Genomic DNA, 19,951 nt, shown 5'->3' with positions numbered 1-19,951 from the left:
AAATGCTTAACCTGACACCTTTTGATGGCATGGTTTAGATGAAGCGCATGCCGATTCCGCCTGACATAACTGATACGATAAGCAAATCGGATTCGCACTATGCGGACACCTTGCTATATGTGCATCAATTTGAAAAACCTGCTGCAGATTACCACAGGTCATCACATTCTCTGGCGTACCGTCTGTCACAACCTCTCCATCACGCATCGCAATCATATAATGCGAGAAGCGGGAAGCATGGTTTAAATCGTGCAGAACCATAATAATGGTACGTCCTTCTTCTTTATTAAGGCGCTCCAATAATAGTAAAATATCTAATTGATGTGCCAAATCTAAATAAGTAGTCGGTTCATCCAGCACAAGGATATCAGTTCCCTGCGCCAAAGCCATTGCAATCCACACCCGCTGTCTCTGACCGCCGGATAAAGCACTGATTGCCCGCTCCTGAACTTCCGCTAACCCTGTCACCTCAATTGCCCAGTCAATATATTCGTAATCTTCCTTTCTTAGAGAACCCATCCCTTTTTTATAAGGAAAGCGCCCATAAGAAATTAATTCATATACAGTCAATCCGCCAGGCGCTTCAGCAGTTTGAGGCAGGATAGCCATGCGTTTTGCAATCTCTCTTGTATCGACCTTATGAATCGCCTCGCCCTCTAAAAATACCGCACCGCTTTTCACACTTAAAATGCGGGCAATTGTTTTGATGAGCGTTGACTTCCCACACCCATTCGGGCCGATAATCGTTGTGATTTTATTGGCCGGGATCGAAATGCTGAGGTCTTTGATAATTAACTCATTCGCATAACCGACATCAATTTCATTTATTTCAATTGCTTTCATTGATTCGCCTCCTTTTTTATGACATTTTATTTTCTGATAATGATAATCATTATCATTGATAACGATTATCATTATTGATTAAAAAGATGAACTTGTCAAGATAAATTTTTAATACTCTAACAGCCTTGAATTATCTCTAAACCATCTAAAGCTATTATTATCAATAATTTACACCTAGATTTTATAGAAGGTCCTGAATAAATATGGTAAAATCGTTATAGATTATATGAAAATTGTATTTAAATTAACGGGTAAAAACAATTAGGAATGGATGAGATGGTGATGCAATATGAAAAAACATACGAAGCTTGGGAAGTCAATTTTTTGGTTAGGTTTTCTATTCTTTATGACAGGAATGATGTTTAATGAAAGGATAGGTACGATAACGGACGGTCCAGAGGTCTTCTCTACTTTTTTCTTGCCATTACTTATAACAGGAATAATTATAGTCCTCTTTTCTAATTTCTTTACAAACAAGAAGGTGTAGCTTCTTATTATTGGTTTCATTCCAAACAATCTATTATAAATTTAAGAAAACGAATTGTTCGCACCTTCAGCGAATAATTCGTTTTCTATGTATTAAATGCTCATCGTCTATACACAGGATATCTCGTCAACTGTCAGGCATCATTCATATCTTGACTATTTTTAATAGACAGGTTTCCTTTCCAATATAAAATTATGTCTACCTATCCATTGACACTTTGTCAGTCATCTGTATATACTATCTTCAAAGGAGGTATATAACATGAGAGATGTGAAATTGCCTGAAGTTCGAAAAGCAGAAATCCTGGATGCTTCGATGAAGCTGTTTACAGAAAAAGGCTACCTGCAGACAACTACACAGGATATTATCAACCAAGTAGGAATTTCACGCGGACTGCTTTACTATCACTTTAAAAATAAAGAAGAAATTCTTTATATCCTGGTTGAAAAATCTGTTAAGCCGCTTATCCTGCAGATGGAAAAAATCGTTAACGAGACTTCATTGAGCCCGGCAGAGAAATTAAAACAATTTTTACAAACAACGATTATTCAAGAAGATTCGGTTACAGAGGAAAAAGTCACCCTGCAGGAAACCGTTCAGCTGGAGGAAAACAGATATATGATGGACCGTTTTTATCATAAATTTATTGAAAAGCTGCTCCCTTTATTTACAAAAGTGATAGAGGAAGGAAAAGAACAGAATGTTTTTCAAGTAGCTTACCCTTATGAGACTGCCCATTTTTTAGTAACAGGATATGTTTTTGTTTCGAATGATATCAAGCTAAAAAAACTGGGAATAGAAGAAATGGAAATTTATTTAGAAGCTTTTAAAGGGGTTTTAGCAAAAACGCTGGGGATTGAAGAATCGATTTTAAATTGGTAACCAATGTACCTTACTTCATTGGTTTCTTTTATCACTACGACTGACACTTTGTCAATAGGAGGGAATTTATGTTAAAAGCGAATCACGTCTCAAAAATATACGAAGATGGCACGAAGGCGATTACGGATATCAACCTTCACGTTCAAAGCGGCGATATTTACGGATTTATTGGAGCGAATGGAGCCGGCAAATCCACGTTGATCAAATCAATTGTTGGCATTCACCCATTTAACGAGGGAGAAATCTCGATTGATGGCTATTCTATGAAAAATGACCCTGTTCTTTGTAAGAAAAGAATGGCTTATATCCCAGATACTCCAGACCTTTATGAGCATTTAACCGGCATGCAGTATATCAACTTTATAGCCGACATTTTTGAGGTTAATCTTACGGAAAGAGAATCATCTATCGAAAAATACAGCAGTCTGTTCGAAATGACTGGCAAGCTCCATCACAGCATCGCTTCCTACTCTCATGGAATGAAGCAGCGGATTGCAATCATTGCTGCTCTGGTACATCAGCCATCCCTGTTTATCTTGGATGAACCATTTGTCGGCCTGGATCCAACTGCTTCCTTTCAGTTAAAAAGTCTGATGCAGAAGCATGCAGATAATGGCGGTGCCGTGTTCTTTTCTACGCACGTCTTAGAAGTTGCCCAGAAGCTTTGTAATAAGGTAGCCATTATTCACAATGGAAAGCTTGTCAAAAACGGCTTAATGGAAGAGGTAGCCGGCTCAAAAACCTTAGAAGACATTTTCATGGAGGTTCGCAATGAATCAAAAAATATGGATATTATTTAAAAATAACCTTGCCAACAGCATTCATTTCCATGATTTATTTCGTTCCGGCAAGCAAGGAAATGGAGGAAAAATAACAGCTGTTATTCTGCTGCTTATGGGAATACTGCTGCTTACGTATAATATACTGACAGCCAAAACATTGGTCAGTATTGGCCAGACAGCTATGATTCCGGGATACATGCTTTCCGTTTCCAGCATGATGATGGTTTTCTTATCATTGTTACGAGCGAATGGAACAATCTTTGGCAGCAGCGACTTTAAACAGCTGGCTGCTTATCCCGTCAGTGAAAAAGAAATTTTTATCAGCAAGCTGCTTCACCTCTATTTTTTCAATTTACTGATTGGTCTGTTATTCAACCTGCCAGCTTTACTCGTCTGGGCAGCAAATACTCTTGTCTCACCGGTTTTAATTATGCTGTTTTGCATCACAGCGCTGGCCTCCCCTGTGATTCCAATTTGTATCGGTGTCATTTTTGGAAGTCTCGTTTATCGGATGGCGGCTTATTTTCGGCAAATGAATCTGATTGCTGTCTGTTTATCTCTTTTTCTACTCGGTGCTTTCGGCTATTTTATCATGACGCAATCTAACCAAACAGATAGCATGCAAGATATCGGAACTGCTGTATATAGTCAGATGACAACTATGTATCTGCCTTCCGTCTTATTTCAATTTAACAGTTTGGCAGACAGCTTTTTTATTCTAATTTTTCTCTTTATCAGCGGTTTATTATTTTTAGTGCTTACCTTTTTCGGCAGCAGATACTATCGCAGATTGAACCTGCGCCTTCTTGCTTTAAAAAGCACAAATCATATGAAACCGCGAACCATCAAACAGCGACGTATCTTCGTTGCTTTATGGAAAAAAGAAATAACTGCTTTATTCAGCTCTTACAACTACTTGCTGAACTCGATATTAGGCACCGTGCTGTTAGTTTTTATTAGTATGGCATTACTTCTGTTTGGATTTGAAAAATTAACAACGTTTATTCCGCTTCCTGTTTCTATAGAAACCGTTACCAATCTATTTCCCATGGTTGTTGCAGCAATGCTGTTAATCAGTAATCCGGCAGCTGCTGCACTCTCCATGGAAGGGAATAAAGTTTGGATTTTAAAAACACTGCCCATTGAGCAAAAAAGGGTGGTTCATGCTAAATTAGCCTGTACCTTTTCCCTGCATTTTATTGGTTTTGCTATTAGCATCCTAGCTTATATTATCCGTTTATCTCCAACGATAGAGCAGCTGATCTGGGCCATCCTTATTCCAGTAAGCTATTCCGCTTTTATCACGACATTTGGATTGATGCTGAATTATTTCTATCCACATTTCAGCTGGAAAAACGATATGTATATTGTTAAACAAAGCCCGCCTGTTTTGATAGCAGCATTTACCGGGATGGCATTGATGATCGTGCCGCTAGTGCTTATTTTATTTCAGATACTTCCTTTATTTGTGATTTATCTGGCTCTTGCAGTTTTATTGATTGGTCTTGCTATGCTTTTTTATCAGCGGACCTGCAGGATAAAATTTATCTAAGGAGAATGATGATGAAAAAGGATATCACTGTATTTTTAATCATGTTCGTTATTTTGTTTGGCATTATTCTATTTTTGCCTGATTCCATTCCAATTCATTTTAATTGGCGGGGAGAAGCAGATATTGTAGTTCATAAATTTTTTCTTTTGATCGGGGTGATTATTCCTTACTCTGTTTACTGGCAATTTTTTAGAGAAAAGAGAGATTAATATCTCTATACGAAAAAAGTCTTTCCCTAAAAAATCGGAAAAGACTTTTTTCGTATAGCTATGCTTTCTCATTAGCAGTATTGTTATCTGGCGATGTAAAACTCTCTTCATCCGCCTGCTTCTTATAATAGCGGCGTTCCAGTTTCTTGCTTCGGAAGGTCTTCTGCCCAGGGTGATGAGCTTCTGCAAAGCTGCCGCCGGTCACGTCCTTCACCGTATGCACAACCGTGAATGCATTTTCGTCAATGCTGCTGACCAGCTTTTTCAGGTAGAATAACCGCTGCTTCGGGATGGCGACGTAAATCAGATTTTCCTCGACGCCATCTGCATTTTTCTCTGCTTTTAATACGGTCGTATGCGTACCCAGACTTGTTTGCAATGCATTTTCCACTTCTTTTGTTTTATTGGAAAAAATATGCACCACTCTTTTTGCTTCAAAACCTTCTAATACATAGTCCGTTACCCTTTTTCCAATAAATAGTGCAAGCACCGTATACATGGTGTACACGGGTCCAATCACAAAAATCCCGGCAACGACAACAGACGCATCCAAAACAAAATTGGTTCCTGTCAATTCCCAGCCGAATTTATAGTTTAACATGCGGGCGATGGTCGATGTCCCTCCGGTCGTGCTCCCTGAACGGAAAATAAGTCCAAAGCCGACACCGGTAAATACGCCTGCAAAGATTGCTGCCAGAAGGGGGTCTGGTATACCTGTAGCCAGGTCTTCGAGGATATAAATAAATAATGAAAATAGCGGGATGGTCACAAGCGATTTGATAATCATGTCCTTTGGCAAGTAACGAAAGCCGATCAGAAGAATAACTGCATTCAGAATAAATGTCGTCATGGCAGGCGATATATCTGTTTCATGGTAGATCAGCAGAGCCAGCCCCGGCACGCCTCCCTCTGCTAAAGAATTCGGCATCGCAAAGACTGCTACGGAAGCAGCAAAGAAAAATGTACCGGCAATTAAAAATACATAGTTCTTCATCGTATATTCCTCCTCTTATTTAGTTGTGTGAAGTTCATTTTGAACGGTTATCCTATTTTTATCCTTTAAAAACAGTATCATACCTCAAAAAGATATACCTCTATCGTATCGATAAATGAATTATCTCAGTTAAACAAAATAACCACCCGAAAAAAACCTTTCCCTAAATGCATTAGGAAAAGATTTAAAAAAATGGGCAGAACCCACTCATCAATTAAAACAGACGGCACGTAATTCTGCACTTTAACTGAGATAATCTTCTTATACTGGTTACTTTAACGTACTAAACACTTCTTTTCAACAGCTAAATGGAATTATTTCATTACTTCAGCATGTCTTAAAAAATAGTACTAAACAAAAAAGGAAGGAGAACGCCATTTCTACGCCCTCCTTCTGCATGGTACATATATTAATCGCCTAAATTCACGAGCACTCTTCCCAAATGATTACTTTCTAATACAGACGGCAGCAGCTCTGTTAATTCCTCTAATCCAGCTTCCTTATATACCATATCTTCAAGGTTATCTAATTTTAAATCAGAGGCTAAACGCTCCCAGATATGCTTCCGTTCTGCCATCGGGCAATATACCGAATCAATCCCAAGAAGGGAAACACCCCGTAAAATAAATGGAAAAACAGATGACGGTACATTGACACCAGCTGCCATTCCGCTGACGGCAACACTGCCCCGGTACTGAATTTGCGCCAATAATGCTGCTAACGGCTTCCCGCCTGCTGCATCGATTGCTCCTGCCCATTTCTGCTTATCCATCTTTTTCAGTTCTCCATTATAAACTTCTTTTCTGTTAATAACTTCATCTGCACCTAATTGTTTCAGATAAGCAGCCTCCTCGGTTTTTCCTGTACTGGCTGCTACCTGATACCCTTTCTTTTTCAAGAGGGAAATAGCAATACTTCCGACGCCGCCTGTTGCTCCAGTGACAAGAACAGGGCCATTTTCCGGCTTCAGTCCATTCTCTTCTAATCGCTGGACAGATAAAGCAGCTGTAAAACCGGCTGTTCCTAATATCATGCTTTCTTTTAAGCTCAACCCTTTTGGAAGAGGCACAACCCATTCTGCGGGAACACGTGCATATTCACTATAGCCGCCAAAATGGGAGACACCTAATTCGTAGCTGGTAACAATAACTTTATCGCCTGCTTTATAGCGTTCATCCTTGGAATCAATTACTTCACCGGCTAAATCAATTCCCGGAATAAACGGATATTCCTTTACAATATTTCCATTTGGATGAGCAGCAAGCCCGTCTTTATAGTTGATCCCGCTGTACTTTACATCGACTAGAACATCGCCCTCAGGCAAATCAGAAGGTTCGATTTCTTTTACATTCAAATTTAACTTTTCATTTTCTTTTTCTACGACGAGTGCTTTAAATGTGTTTGCCATGATATAACCTCCATCTAACTATATATTCTAATTGATTTTTCCCTGAATTTAGGTGCTTCAATCCTGTATTGATTTGCTATTTTTATGTGACAGCTTTTCATCTTCACAATGGTATAAAATAGCTTGATGAATAAATTCATTCAATGTATCGTTTCCGAATTGATTGATATATGCTTTAAAGCTTTTATCTTCCTTATACGTATAAGCAATACATTGCAGGATTTCTGTATCACCTATCATAAACTGTTCGAGATAACTTTTCCATTCTAGAACGATTTGCTGTACTTTTTCAGAAGCAGGTGATTCCTCTGAGAGCTTGGCAAACTGCATGAATACATCCTGCATATTCTGATCAAAAGCTTCAAATACAGCAGCTCTTTCTTCTTCGGGAATTTGTTTGATATTTTTTTCATATTCTTGATACTTATCTGTATCCCCATATACATATTTAGCTTCCATTTGATACTGTTCTTTTAATGGCAGCACGCTGCCTTCCTGAAAAATATCCAAGTTAGAGATATCTTTTCCAGAAATAAAATCATTTAAATTGGCTAATGTCCGCTCGAGGTTTTGCTTTTTTATTTGCATCGCTTCATAATGTCCGGCTAAAATCGTCCTTTGCTCTTGTTTTGGCAACTGTATAATCGCCGCTATTTCTTTCAAGGGCAAATCTAGTTCCTTTAACAGCAAAATGGTCCGCAATTTTTTGAGATCCTCCTGGTTATACAGCCGGTAGCCTTTATCTGAATAGCTATAAGGCTTTAATAAATGGATTTCATCATAATAATGCAGTGTTCTTTTCGTTACACCTGTAATGGTAATCATATCTTTAACGGTGTAGTATGGTTTCTTCATCCCAATATGCTTCCACCTCGCTTAATATCTCCTGAGCCGGGAGTGTCGTTGCTTCCACAATGGATTTCCCTGTTTTTTGCAGATAATACTTCACTAAATAATAACCGCATGCATACCCGGCACTATGTGGCACTCCTCCAGCAACCGGTAACCCCTGTAATTTAGCAACTTCATCTCCATAAAGATACGCCATGATTTGCTGTAATCCTGTGATTTCTAAATGCTCTCTCAATACCGGTTTGATAATATGATTCAATGTATCAGCATCTGTTTTGCTGACCCAAGGTCCGATTAAATCTTCCCCATATAAAGAAGTCGCAAAGTTTTCTGCCAGTCCTTCACTGACAATCAATTCCCCAAGATTAATTTTATCATCCCATTTAATAAATTGATAACGGACATTATGATTACATTCATGTGCTAAAGCAGGTTTTAATCTTTTTAACGTATACTCATTTGGAAGCAAGCTTAGAATAATATAGCCGGGAATCCCTCCTTCCCCACTATATCCTTCACTTAGCTGCAAGATTTTGCTGTCCGGACTGCCTAACAAAATCGTAAATAAATATTCAGACACAGGTAAATGGATCTCATGCTGTGTAAATTGGTTTAAGCAGTGTTCCAATGTTTGCTTTAATTCACCCCATAACGCATCAGAGGAAATCTGTTTCATGTCTGATTCAACTTCAGTTGTTATCATCTCCGGTGACAGATGTGCCATATTATTTATTGTCATCACATCAAATCCATTTTCCTCCTCCGCATGGAATGGAATCTGCTGTATTTCCCACTTTTTCTTGTAAGGACCAAGCATCTCCCGTCGATACAACTCTGTTTTTTCTTCTGGTGGACTAGCTATGACCTTCTTATAAATCTTATCCGAACGTAATATGTTGATATTCATTTTATCACACCTTTTCAAAGTTTATTTTTAACTTACAGTATGACGTAACGTGAAGGTCAATATGAAAAGATGAAATAATCTGCTGCATACACATGAAAAATCTCAGCAATAGAAATTACTGAGATTTTTCTTAATTTATAAGACCAAAGTTATTACTTTTGCTATAGGAGCATTTTTTTAAACATCACTTCATCTGCTGCTCCAGCTTACTTATTTTTTCTTCCAGCATTGCAGCTCTTTCATCCAAGCGTTTCACATCGATCAGCCGCTGCACTTTCTCCTCCAGACGGTCTATCTTTGCCTCTAACCTGCTGATGCTGTCCGTTTCATATGAAAATGATTCTAAACGGGTAGTAGAAAAAATAGAGTCAGCATCCTTCTCCTCTACTGCAAAGCAGATAATATAATCTTATCCCGTTACTTCTTTTACAGCCTCCCCAATCCGTTCACTATATTGAGTCTCCAGCCAATCAATCGTAAATTCATTCGCTGCAAATACTGTTAATTCATCTTCGTCCCATTCCACTGTTGTGTTTTTCAGCCATGTATCAAAACTTGGTTTAGATAAGTCACTGCTTAATTTTTCTAAAACTTTTCCCCATATATCCATATTGTCTTCCTCCCTCTATATAATTAAAATAAGACAACTTCTTTCTTTTCATTGCGCTGGTTATAATAGAACTCTGAAATCCTCTCATCTACAAATACCTTATACATCTCCATAAAATCAGGCGCTAATGGATAATCCGGCAATGCAGCTTTATCAATCCAAAAAACCTCTCCTTCATCCGAACTCTTTAATTCACCGGAAAAAGAATTTGTTTTATAAAGTAAAACGACATACCTTTCATCCTGGTTCGTCTGGAATTGCTTCGTTCCGCACAGCACTGGTTGTTTTATATGTAGGCCTGTCTCTTCCTCTACCTCCCGGACTACTGCATCATGGAATGACTCCTTTTTTTCAATATGCCCTCCGGGGAAAGTGATTCCCGGCCAGTTTTTATTTTGTCTGTCTTGAACCAGAATCTGTCCCTTTCCATTTTCAATCATGCACATATTGGTGAAAATTGCTGCTTCCGATCGCCCCATGCTGACTCCCCTTTTTCGTCTATATTTCCTTACTGTCTAGTATACCATTCTACAAATATCGTGAAAGAAAAATATGTTATGATGGAAAAAATGCAACAATAGAACGATAATGTAAAAGAGGCTAAGGAAAGAAGGTATAAAATGAAAATAGACATTCCAAAAATTTCTCCTGTATTAACTGAAAAAAGATTTACCGATATTTTTTTCGAAGAGGATCCGTTACTGGAAATGTGCGAAATCACTGGAGCAGAGTTTACCAATGAAGTGGTGGAGCGTGTACGGATTTATGATGCGGTCATCAAAAATTGCCAATTCAATCAGACAGACTTTGAAAATATAGAGCTGACAGATGTCCGATTTGAAAATTGTGATCTATCCAATGTAAATTTGACGAAATCTTCTATCCACCGCGTGGAGTTTATTCATTGCAAATTAGTCGGCTGTGAATTCCCGGAGTCATCCATCGGCAATGTCCGCTTTGATGATTCCACCTTAAATCTGGCTGCTTTTGGAAATGCCAAGCTCGAAAAGGTTATATTTAACGAATCCGTATTAACCAATGTCGATTTCTACAATTGTAAATTCAAAAAAATTGAATTTAACCGCTGCGATTTAAATGAAGCGAATTTTGAACAGACTACGCTGAAAGGAATCGATATCAGCTCTTCCAGCTTTGAAACATTGACCGTTTCATTAGAAAGTTTAAAAGGCTGTAAAGTTTCCTCTTATCAAGCGATTCAATTTGCTTCTCTGATTGGATTAGTTGTTAAAGAGTAAAAGAAAAAAGATACATTTGTTAGGATCAACACCGAAATCTATGGTTGGAAAATATAATTAAATATGATAAAAGCAACTAGCTAGCGGAGGAAATACACGGAGACTCCTGGTCGGCTAAGAACGGTCACGTCCTGTGACCAACGACCGACACTAGGACGTCCTGTCCGTCGTGGGAAAGCGCCATGGTCTTCGGCGGGGCGAGTAATCGCAGTCCCAGTCCCAGGGTGAAGACCCCGCAGAAAAAAAGCGTACTTCTTTTTTTCTACCCGCGGGGCATAAGTGCGACTTTGCTTCTGTCTGCGCCTGTCGGCTTGCCAATCAGCAAGTCTTCTTTTCACCCGCAGGGCATAAGTGCGACTATGCTTCTGTCTGCGCCTGTCGGCTTGCCAATCAGCAAGTCTTCTTTAAAGGAGATGAGCTCGGGGCCCATGGAAAGCGTAGTGTATTTCCGTAGTGGTCGCTTACAGCAACTTTATATCTACTATGTCACCCATAGATTTTGGTGAAGAGCCATTTGTTAATCTATGTTTAACTATCCTATTTTGTGGTATATTCATAATAGAGTAAATCAATCGGAAAAGGAGTTTTATAATGGTTAAACATGTAAATTTAGGTAAATCAGATGTTTCTGTACATCCTATCGGCTTAGGAACCAATGCAGTAGGAGGCCATAACATTTATCCGGATATGCTGGATGAAGAACAAGGAAAAGACGTTGTCCGCACAGCACTGGATAATGGGATTAATATGCTGGATACAGCATTTATTTATGGACCGAAGCGCTCGGAAGAATTAGTTGGAGAGGTTATTCAAGAATATAAGCGTGAGAATATCGTGCTGGCAACGAAGGCAGCGCATAAATTTGTCGGCAACGATACGGTAATGGACAATTCACCGGCATTTTTAAAGCAATCTGTTGACGACGCGTTGAAGCGTACACAGACAGATTATATTGATTTGTTTTATATCCATTTCCCTGATGAAGACACGCCGAAAGCAGAAGCTGTCGGTGCTTTAAAAGAGTTAAAAGATCAAGGAAAAATCCGCTCCATCGGTGTTTCCAATTTTACGCCAGAGCAATTGAAGGACGCAAACCAGGACGGTTATGTAGACGTGTTGCAGGCAGAATATAACCTGTTAAATCGTGATGCTGAAAAAGACTTTTTCCCTTATACTGCGGAAAATAACATCACATTTATTCCTTACTTCCCATTAGAATCTGGTTTATTAGCTGGGAAATATGATAAGAACACCACTTTTTCTGATTTACGGGCAGAAAAACCAAATTTCCAAGGGCAGCAGTTCTTAGATAACCTGGAAAAAGTAGATCAGGTAAGAAAAATTGCGGATAAATACGGAGAAGAGGTTGCTCATATTGTTCTGGCCTGGTATTTCTCTCAAGACTCCGTTGATGTGATTATTCCTGGCGCAAAACGCCCAGAACAGGTATTAAGCAACAAAAGAGCAGCTGAGATTTCATTATCTGAAGATGATATTCAAAAAATCAGCAATATCTTTGCTTAATCGTTTAAAAGGAAAAAAACCGCGTATTGTTTACCATTTATAACAATACGCGGGTTTTTGATTACAAATATTTACTAACAAAACGATTCATCCGCTTCGTAGCTTCCTGCAGGTTTTCCATCGAAGTCGCATAGGAGCAACGGATGTGCCCCTCTCCGCCAGCACCAAAGATATCCCCCGGCACCACAGCAACATGCTCTTCATATAATAATTTCTCCGCAAATTCTTCAGAGGATAATCCCGTCGCTTTAATAGACGGAAATGCATAAAACGCGCCTCCAGGCATATGGCAGGCTAAGCCCATCTCTGCGAAAGACTCTACAAAAAATCCGCGTCTCTGTTTATAGGACTGCGTCATTCTTTCCACATCGTCCATCCCGCTCTTCAAAGCCTCTAACGCTCCATACTGCGCCATTGTCGGTGCGCACATTAAGCTGTATTGATGCAGCTTCAGCATTGCCGCCAATAAATCAGGTGGTGCCATCACAAAGCCTAAGCGCCAGCCTGTCATTGCAAAAGCTTTAGAAAATCCGGAAATTAAAATCGTTCTCTCCTTCATCCCATCCAGCGCCGCAAAGCTGACATGCTTGTGATCATAGCTTAATTCTGCATAAATCTCATCAGAAAAGACAATCAAATCATGCTCTTCTGCTAACGTTGCTATTTCCTGTAAATCTTCTTTTAACATCACTGCACCAGTAGGGTTATTCGGGAAACTGATCATTAACGCCTTTGTTTTTTCTGTGAGCACCGCCCGAATCTGTTCCGCGGAGACTTTAAAATCATCTTCTATTTTTGTTCCTACCGAAACCGGCACACCTCCTGCCATGGATACAAGCGGCGCATAGGATACAAATCCAGGCTCGACAATAATGACTTCATCCCCCGGATCTAGAATAGCACGGCAGCCAATATCGATTGCTTCACTTGCCCCGACAGTTACAAGCACCTCTGTTTCCGGATTATAATCCACTTCAAAGCGCTGGTCCATATATTTTGTTATTTCCTGTCTTAATTCAAGTACACCGGCATTCGCTGAATAAGCAGTAAATCCCCTTTCCATCGATGAAATACTTGCCTCACGAATATTCCATGGTGTTGTAAAATCAGGCTCTCCGACACCTAAAGAAATAATATTATCCATCGAAGAAGCTAAGTCAAAAAATCTTCGGATGCCGGATGGCTTAATATCCTGGATACGTGATGATAAACGATTTTTCGTTTTTACACTTACTTGACTCATGGTGTCACCACAATTCTGCGATCTTCTTCGCCTTCTTCAAAAATAATTCCGTCGTGCTTATACTTCTTCAACTGAAAATGGGTTGTCGTTGAAATCACAGAATCGATGGATGAGAGTTTTTCTGAAACAAAGCGGGCAATCTCCTGCATCGTCTTTCCTTCAATCACTACCTGAAGATCGTATGCACCGGACATAAGGTATAAGGCCTGCACCTCAGAAAAGCGATAAATACGCTCTGCAACCTCATCAAATCCCACGCCGCGTTTTGGAGTTACCTTCACATCGATCATCGCTGTTACCTGTTCAGCCTGTGGCACCTTGCTCCAATCCACCACTGCAGAATAGTTTAAGATAACCTTCATTTTCTCTAATTTTTTTAAAATCGTTTGAATTTCTTCTTCACTTATATTTGTCATTTTCGCTAATGTATTGTAATCAATTCGCGCATCTTCTTCTATAATTCTCAAAATTTCTAATTCTTTTTCTGTCATTCTCCTTTGACTCCTTTACCATTTCTGTCCAATATCCAATCTCGTGTCTGGATTATATTCCATCATAACATATTCGACAGGATAAATTCATTTCTGTCCCCAAATATTTTAAATCTTTTGTTTTGTATATATCAAGCATTTCTATTTTTTGGAGATGAAATCGCAAACACATTAAAATCTGGAAGTCTATCAAAGGAAAATCTCTCTTTCTGCAGAAAAAGTTCTAAATAACCAGCTTTACGCCAAAACCCATTAATAGCAGTCCGGCACATTTTTGAAAAACCTTTTGAAATCCAGGCTTTTTCAGCCAACGCTTCATCGTATCTAAAAAATAAACCAGCATAAAAAACCAGCCTGACGCTATCAGCGTTAAGATACATCCAAGAAAAATCAGCTGCTGATTGACGTTCCCGCTTATATCTATAAATTGCGGCATAAAAGTGATGTATACTACAACCGTTTTCGGATTCAATATATTACTGATGGCCCCCTGAAAAAAAGAATCTTTATAATAAGGTTTTGCTGTTTTCCTATTATCATTTTTCTCTGATACAGCTTCCATAGAGAAAGTATCTCTTGAAAAGAAAGCACGGATACCCAAGTAAATGAGATAAGCAGCTCCAAGATATTTAATGATATTGAAAAGAAAAACTGACTGGGCAATCACAACAGACAGTCCAAAGACAGCAATCATGGTCCAGAAGGTGAGTCCAAATGCTATCCCGAGTATGGTAGCACAGCCAGCCTTTGCACCATAACGGAAGGTATTTTTCATCACCAATACCGTATCAGTCCCCGGCAGCATGGACATTATCAACGCCATCAGGATATATGCCAGTAAATTATCCATCCCGCATGCTCCTTTCAGCTATCTTAGTAACGCAAGACTGCCTGTTAATTGATTCACTTTTTTCTTTTCTCCATAGATCCCCAGTCCATAATACAGATAATCTGATTTCGATTTCTCCTGAAGCTTTGCTATGTATTCCACATACGTTTTACAGCTTTGCGCTGCATTGGAAAAATCAACAACAGTCAGGTCAGCAAACGTCTCTGTCATTGTTTTATCTCTTAATTCATGAAGCAGTCCGGCATTTCCCTTTAAAATAGGAATAGGTGTTTTTACAATTCCTGCATGCTCCACACCAGATAAATCCGTTACATTCTCCCCTGCCATTTCAGGGGCTTCCTTTCCAAGTGTGACCCCGAGAATAGCTGCCGTATTGGCAATTAATCCTAAAGGCAGATTTTCATCGATAACAAGTACACATTTCGTTTCCATCGAATGCATTATATCTCTCCGTTCCGTTCAAAAATCTTCATATATTGCTTCGGTGTTAATCCAATCATGCTCTTAAAAAACCTGGTCAAATGGCTTTGATCACTGAACCCCGTCAGGAAAGCTACTTCAATCGGCTTCACTCCTTGTTCTAACAGCCTTTTTGCATGATTCACCCGAATTGTTTCCAAATAGCTGTAAGGAGAAATTCCCTTTTGTCTGGTAAAGGACCGCAATAAATAATATTTACTCCATCCTGTTAAACCGCTTAACGCTTGTAATGAAATTTTTTCAGCATAATGCTTTTCTAAATAATTGCTGATTTCCTGCACCTTTTGGGAGGATTCCACTTCTTTTTGCGGGATTGCCAGATCTGAATTTATCTCAATAAGCTCTTCCACTAAATAGAGAAACAGCTCTTCTTTTTGGAATGCATCCTCTCCCTCCGTCATTTTTAGATGAAGGTCTTTTAAAGCAGATGCTACTTCATTCTTATACAAAACATTTTCTTTAAAACGTGGAAGAACCTCCTCTCCCTTCATTTCAAACACAGCTTTCTTCATCACTTCCGCTTTTACATTAATACAGCGGTAATCCAATGTTCCTCCATCTACCTGCTCACAGCTGTGGGTATCGTACGGGTTGAAAATAAGTACATCGCCCGGCTGAATAACATATTCTTCTCCCTGGCAGATTAACTCCCGCTCTCCCTCCTCGATAAAGCCAATTACATAGTAATCATGAAAATGCGCCGGAAACTTTTGTGTGATTCCTTTAAAACGATATGCTTCCGCTTCTAAATCCGGATCTAAATAAATCGTTCGCGTTTCATCTGCCATGCTCACTGCTCCCTCCTTGCACCTCTTTACCTTCTTCTAAACTAACAAATCATCTCTGTATTTTCTTGTATGATATTGCGCTTTTTCACATAAAACAGCCGCCGAAAAATTTTCCGGCGGCTGTTTCTTACTTTTTATTCGATTTCATAAGCAGCATAAAAATAATAATTAGAGTGAAAGCAGTGAAAGCTAAAAATGGTATCGTCATAAAACCGAACCAATTAATATATTCTGCATTACAAGGCACACCGCCAACACATGGCTTTAACGGGGCAAACCCCGGTACTTTTTGCTGAAGATAATGATACAGCGAAATACACCAGCCGATAATGGCAATGGGCAGTACATACTTTTTGATTGTAAATTCCTGCTTGAACGTAGCTACTCCAAGGATAAATGCCAAAGGATACATTGCAATCCGCTGATACCAGCATAATTCACACGGTATAAACCCTTTTATTTCACTAAAATAAAGACTTCCTAAGGTGGCTACTAAAGAAACGACCCAGGAAAAATACATATAAAGCTGTCTCATATCCAGTTTATTCATCTTATTCACCTAACGCTTCGTCAATAGCTGCTTGGATAACCTCGTAATCAAACGTATCGTCATCCTCTATCTTAACATTATTAACCATAATCGTCGGCGTTGATTCCACTTCATACTGATTTCTTAAATTATCATCTATTACAAGTTCATCCATAAGTGGATTATTTTCTACATCCTCCGCCAACGCCTCTTCAATATCTTCCATTAATGCTTCCGTATCAATTCCCTCAACCCCATCAGCAATTTCCTCTATTTTATCGTTGGTTACCCATGTGGCTTGCTGATTTTCTGGCTGGTCATCAAACAGAGCATGATGGAAATCCCAATACGCATCAGGGTTCTGCACATAGACAGCTTCTGCAGCTAATGAAGCTAATCGTGACTCTTCTCCATGGAACAATATATTGACATATGAAAATTGCACGTCTCCATTATCTATATAGTCCGCTTCCAATTGTGGAAAAATAGTTTCGTCCCATGCTTTACACCCAGGGCATTTATAATCTCCAAATTCGACGACAGTTACTGGAGCGTCTGAGTCTCCATAGATTGGCTGTCCTTCTGTGGAAGGTGCTTCATCAAATTCCCTTCCAAAAGATTCTGAGTCCCGGTTTACGAGCACAACCAGTAACACCAACAGCGCAACAACAATTAATGTTATCGTTACGATTACTTTTAATGGCGATTTTTTCATATAAACATCTCTCCTATCTAGGTAAATATAACATAAAAATGTCATTTTGCTCAGCCTGAAATTACAAAAAGTAACTTTGTAACAAAAATTTAAATACAGTACCAATATACATTATTTTTTGCAGTCGTACACCTATTTGATTGTCACTTTTATGACAATATCAAATCATCTTCGTTTTGTCTAACCTTGCAATTAAAATGTTTATAAAAAAAGTACTCTATACGAGGCAAGAAGATCAAGCATCCTGTCATTTGCTAGAATTTTGAACTCCCTCTTAAAAGATAGAAAATCGATACATAAAGTAAAACTATATCAGCACGAACAAATAAGCTGTTTTATTGCAATAAAGACACATTAAAAATGTGAAGTTGACTTCTCATTTTTCTTTTGATAACATAAAATGAGAAGTCAACTTCACATCACTAAAGAGAAGAGAGATGGCATGATCGTTATCAATAAGGTGCAGACATTTAGAAAGCAAAAAAAGATGACACAGGAAGCGTTGGCAAATAAGGTCAATGTATCCAGAAAAACGATTGTTTCTTTGGAAAAGGGCAATTATACGCCTTCTTTATTGTTGGCATTACAGATAGCAAAAGTACTGGAAACAGATATTAACGTTATTTTTTATTTAGATGAGGAGTGATCCTGCTATGAAGAAAATTATATTTGAACAAACGGGGAATATCATTATGATATTGCTCCTGACCTTGGGAATGATACAAACGGTTCTAACTGCTACTGTAAATAAAGGCCCTTTTTCTTTTTCCTTTGAATTCGGCATTTTTTGGTTTTTATTTTTAGGCTGGCTAGTTATTTTTGGCATTGCCCGATTTTGGTACGGGAAGAAAAAGCATAATGAAGGCTATAGCACTCGAAAAGGAGAATTCAGCACGCAAGATGAACGGGAGGAGTTAATCTCCAAAAAAGCCAGTCTGATTACCTTTAAAATGCTGATCTCCTTATGGATTGTTCTTCTTTTTCTGTGCTTCGGAGTCGGTTTGTTCGTTACAGATATCAAAACCTTTCAAACCATGGTTATCGGCATGCTGGGAGGCAGTCTTATTATAGGGTTTCTCTCGTATCTGACTGTCTGGATAATACTTGATTCAAAGGATTAATCTGCAAGCCACATGCAATGTCATAAGATAACTATTGTTATAAGCGTTTTTATACAATTGGCAGACCTGTAATTTTGAAATCCTAAGAAAAACCGAGAATACTGCTTGGTCTTTAAAACATCTGTGTTCTCGCCGAAGAGATGTCCGCTCCGGGAAGTGGCTTTCCGTGGGCAACGGCTTAGCCTCCTCGAAAGAAAAGCCCTTTCTGCGGGATCTTCACCTGTTGCTTTTCCCGCAGGAGTCGACTTCCCTCCGCTTCCATCTAAGAAGAAATATGTATCATTTGATTTCTTACAAAAAATTGAAGCTAATTCTAGAGACGGTTTTGATGGGCGAGTAATCGCTATCCCAGGGGGAAGACCCCGCAGAAAAAAGCGTACTTCTTTTTATACCCTCGGGGCATAAGTGCGACTATGCTTCTGTCTGCGCCTGTCGGCAAGTCTTCTTTAAAGGAGATGATCTCGGGGTCCATGGAAAGTGGAATATATTTTTACTCACCCCCATGAACCCCGTTGGAGCGGCTATATTCAGCATTTTTATATACTTTCCTATTCTTAAAAAAAGAAAGCCTGTGAATCAAAAATGACTTTCTTTACGATGCAATTCAGCTTTAAGTACAATAATTCCGCTATCTATATAGTTTAATTAGGTCAGCCGCTGACTTAAATCCTATCGGTTATAACCTTAAAAAATTCATAAACAAAATACCCGGAAAAACCAATTAGTACGATACCGGCAATAATAGAAAATCCTTTGATCATTGCCCGGTTCATTACTTTCCGCGTTGTAGCTACAATCGCCAGCAAACCGATATCATGCAGTAAAATTCCTGTTAAAATCCCAGCAGCAATAAGTAAGAAATTGGATGGCTGCTCTGGATTATATGTGTTACTTAAAACAGCTCCAAAAACACTCAGCCAAAATACAACGTTTCCTGGCGAAATAGCCACAAGGAATCCATTTCGGAGGAGCGTATGGATTTAGCCGGTTTTTCCCCTGCCAATGTAATATCATTATCAGCATTTTTAATCGATTCATAACCAATCAGAAATAAAAAGACTGCGCCAATCAGCCACATAGGGATTTGTATAAAAGGTAATTGCAGAATAGATGCTAAACCTAAATAAAGCGCAGCAATCAAAACAAAATCGATTGTCATTCCGCCTAACCCCACAGCCCAGCCATGCATAAACCCATTTTTAAGCCCCTGCTTTATCATTTCAACGGTAATCGCTCCCACTGGCATTGCAATAGCAAGTCCTGCTATCACATATGTAAAAAATAATGCCATATCATTCGTTCCTCCCAAAAAGAAAATATTTTCTATCATACTATAAAACACAATAAATGTATATCTATACATTTCCTTTTATATTTATTCTTTCCGAAAAGGCGAAAAACTGCTTTCTGATGGTAAATATAAGTTAA

22 protein-coding genes and 1 pseudogene are annotated in these 19,951 nt (G+C 38.9%); 8 read left to right on the top strand and 15 right to left on the bottom strand.

Annotated features, from left to right (window positions below; genetic code table 11):
- Positions 1-6: 6 nt before the first annotated feature.
- Positions 7-843 carry an ABC transporter ATP-binding protein gene (locus BN997_RS13265; protein WP_042532923.1) on the bottom strand — a complete coding sequence of 279 codons (837 nt, stop codon included), beginning with the start codon at positions 841-843 and terminating at the stop codon, positions 7-9.
- Positions 844-1,591: 748 nt separating this feature from the next.
- Here BN997_RS13265 and BN997_RS13255 point away from each other — a divergent pair.
- The 4 genes from BN997_RS13255 to BN997_RS13240 all read left to right on the top strand — a co-directional run bounded on the left by BN997_RS13255 (position 1,592) and on the right by BN997_RS13240 (position 4,755).
- Positions 1,592-2,212: a TetR/AcrR family transcriptional regulator gene (locus BN997_RS13255; RefSeq protein WP_042532920.1), complete on the top strand. Its 621-nt coding sequence runs from the start codon at positions 1,592-1,594 to the stop codon at positions 2,210-2,212.
- 68 nt (positions 2,213-2,280) lie between these two features.
- Positions 2,281-3,012 carry an ABC transporter ATP-binding protein gene (locus BN997_RS13250; protein ID WP_042532918.1) on the top strand — a complete coding sequence of 244 codons (732 nt, stop codon included), beginning with the start codon at positions 2,281-2,283 and terminating at the stop codon, positions 3,010-3,012.
- Complete coding sequence (locus BN997_RS13245) at positions 2,984-4,546, top strand: hypothetical protein (protein ID WP_042532916.1); 1,563 nt, start codon at positions 2,984-2,986, stop codon at positions 4,544-4,546. Before BN997_RS13250 ends, BN997_RS13245 begins: the two co-directional genes overlap by 29 nt.
- A gap of 11 nt (positions 4,547-4,557) precedes the next feature.
- Positions 4,558-4,755: a DUF1648 domain-containing protein gene (locus BN997_RS13240; protein ID WP_244882379.1), complete on the top strand. Its 198-nt coding sequence runs from the start codon at positions 4,558-4,560 to the stop codon at positions 4,753-4,755.
- Positions 4,756-4,813: 58 nt separating this feature from the next.
- On the opposite strand, the gene BN997_RS13235 is transcribed toward BN997_RS13240, so the two are convergent.
- The 6 genes from BN997_RS13235 to BN997_RS13210 form a co-directional block, all read right to left on the bottom strand.
- Positions 4,814-5,749 carry a YitT family protein gene (locus tag BN997_RS13235; RefSeq protein ID WP_042532911.1) on the bottom strand — a complete coding sequence of 312 codons (936 nt, stop codon included), beginning with the start codon at positions 5,747-5,749 and terminating at the stop codon, positions 4,814-4,816.
- A gap of 409 nt (positions 5,750-6,158) precedes the next feature.
- Positions 6,159-7,157, bottom strand: coding sequence for an acrylyl-CoA reductase family protein (locus BN997_RS13230; protein ID WP_042532909.1), 999 nt, complete (start codon positions 7,155-7,157; stop codon positions 6,159-6,161).
- Positions 7,158-7,214: 57 nt separating this feature from the next.
- Positions 7,215-8,012, bottom strand: coding sequence for a MerR family transcriptional regulator (locus BN997_RS13225; RefSeq protein WP_042532907.1), 798 nt, complete (start codon positions 8,010-8,012; stop codon positions 7,215-7,217).
- Entirely contained in the window at positions 7,987-8,916 is a 930-nt protein-coding gene (locus BN997_RS13220; RefSeq protein WP_042532905.1) for a DUF2268 domain-containing putative Zn-dependent protease, read from the bottom strand. Before BN997_RS13220 ends, BN997_RS13225 begins: the two co-directional genes overlap by 26 nt.
- 409 nt (positions 8,917-9,325) lie before the next feature.
- Positions 9,326-9,526 (bottom strand): DnaA N-terminal domain-containing protein, encoded by a 201-nt coding sequence (locus tag BN997_RS13215; RefSeq protein ID WP_042532903.1) that lies wholly within the window; start codon positions 9,524-9,526, stop codon positions 9,326-9,328.
- Positions 9,527-9,549: 23 nt separating this feature from the next.
- A complete protein-coding gene (locus tag BN997_RS13210) occupies positions 9,550-10,005 on the bottom strand; it encodes an 8-oxo-dGTP diphosphatase (RefSeq protein ID WP_042532902.1) in 456 nt (151 codons plus the stop codon).
- A 141-nt stretch (positions 10,006-10,146) separates the two neighbouring features.
- On the opposite strand from BN997_RS13210, the gene BN997_RS13205 reads away from it, so the two are divergent.
- Positions 10,147-10,782, top strand: a complete 636-nt coding sequence (locus tag BN997_RS13205; RefSeq protein ID WP_042532900.1) for a pentapeptide repeat-containing protein — start codon at positions 10,147-10,149, stop codon at positions 10,780-10,782.
- A gap of 591 nt (positions 10,783-11,373) precedes the next feature.
- Positions 11,374-12,306, top strand: a complete 933-nt coding sequence (locus BN997_RS13200) for an aldo/keto reductase (RefSeq protein ID WP_042532898.1) — start codon at positions 11,374-11,376, stop codon at positions 12,304-12,306.
- Between the two features lie 61 nt (positions 12,307-12,367).
- Here the strand turns inward: BN997_RS13200 and BN997_RS13195 are convergent, their stop codons facing one another.
- The 7 genes from BN997_RS13195 to BN997_RS13165 form a co-directional block, all read right to left on the bottom strand.
- Complete coding sequence (locus tag BN997_RS13195; protein WP_042532896.1) at positions 12,368-13,549, bottom strand: aminotransferase; 1,182 nt, start codon at positions 13,547-13,549, stop codon at positions 12,368-12,370.
- The gene (locus BN997_RS13190; RefSeq protein WP_042532894.1) at positions 13,546-14,040 is read right to left on the bottom strand and encodes an Lrp/AsnC family transcriptional regulator; all 495 of its coding nucleotides are present in this window, start codon (positions 14,038-14,040) and stop codon (positions 13,546-13,548) included. Before BN997_RS13190 ends, BN997_RS13195 begins: the two co-directional genes overlap by 4 nt.
- Positions 14,041-14,263: 223 nt before the next feature.
- Positions 14,264-14,890 carry a LysE family translocator gene (locus tag BN997_RS13185; protein WP_042532892.1) on the bottom strand — a complete coding sequence of 209 codons (627 nt, stop codon included), beginning with the start codon at positions 14,888-14,890 and terminating at the stop codon, positions 14,264-14,266.
- Positions 14,891-14,908: 18 nt separating this feature from the next.
- Positions 14,909-15,331, bottom strand: a complete 423-nt coding sequence (locus tag BN997_RS13180; protein WP_042532890.1) for a DUF2000 domain-containing protein — start codon at positions 15,329-15,331, stop codon at positions 14,909-14,911.
- Positions 15,331-16,158 (bottom strand): AraC family ligand binding domain-containing protein, encoded by an 828-nt coding sequence (locus BN997_RS13175; protein ID WP_042532888.1) that lies wholly within the window; start codon positions 16,156-16,158, stop codon positions 15,331-15,333. The genes BN997_RS13180 and BN997_RS13175 overlap by 1 nt, the downstream gene beginning before the upstream one ends.
- Before the next feature lie 127 nt (positions 16,159-16,285).
- Positions 16,286-16,708, bottom strand: a complete 423-nt coding sequence (locus BN997_RS13170) for a disulfide oxidoreductase (RefSeq protein WP_042532886.1) — start codon at positions 16,706-16,708, stop codon at positions 16,286-16,288.
- A gap of 1 nt (position 16,709) precedes the next feature.
- Positions 16,710-17,402, bottom strand: a complete 693-nt coding sequence (locus BN997_RS13165) for a thioredoxin domain-containing protein (protein ID WP_042532884.1) — start codon at positions 17,400-17,402, stop codon at positions 16,710-16,712.
- Positions 17,403-17,844: 442 nt separating this feature from the next.
- Here BN997_RS13165 and BN997_RS13160 point away from each other — a divergent pair, with 442 nt between their 5' ends.
- On the top strand, positions 17,845-18,048 hold the full coding sequence (locus tag BN997_RS13160; protein WP_042532882.1) for a helix-turn-helix transcriptional regulator: 204 nt from the start codon (positions 17,845-17,847) through the stop codon (positions 18,046-18,048).
- A gap of 7 nt (positions 18,049-18,055) precedes the next feature.
- The gene (locus BN997_RS13155) at positions 18,056-18,523 is read left to right on the top strand and encodes a DUF2178 domain-containing protein (RefSeq protein ID WP_052485013.1); all 468 of its coding nucleotides are present in this window, start codon (positions 18,056-18,058) and stop codon (positions 18,521-18,523) included.
- Positions 18,524-19,185: 662 nt separating this feature from the next.
- Here the strand turns inward: BN997_RS13155 and BN997_RS13150 are convergent.
- Positions 19,186-19,814: pseudogene (locus BN997_RS13150) on the bottom strand (LysE family translocator).
- Positions 19,815-19,951: the final 137 nt, after the last annotated feature.

This window comes from Oceanobacillus oncorhynchi (assembly GCF_000821065.1).
GTDB classification, from domain to species: domain Bacteria; phylum Bacillota; class Bacilli; order Bacillales; family Amphibacillaceae; genus Oceanobacillus; species Oceanobacillus oncorhynchi.
Note: the sequence above shows the minus strand (reverse complement) of the source record. Positions and strands in the feature narration are given on the sequence as shown.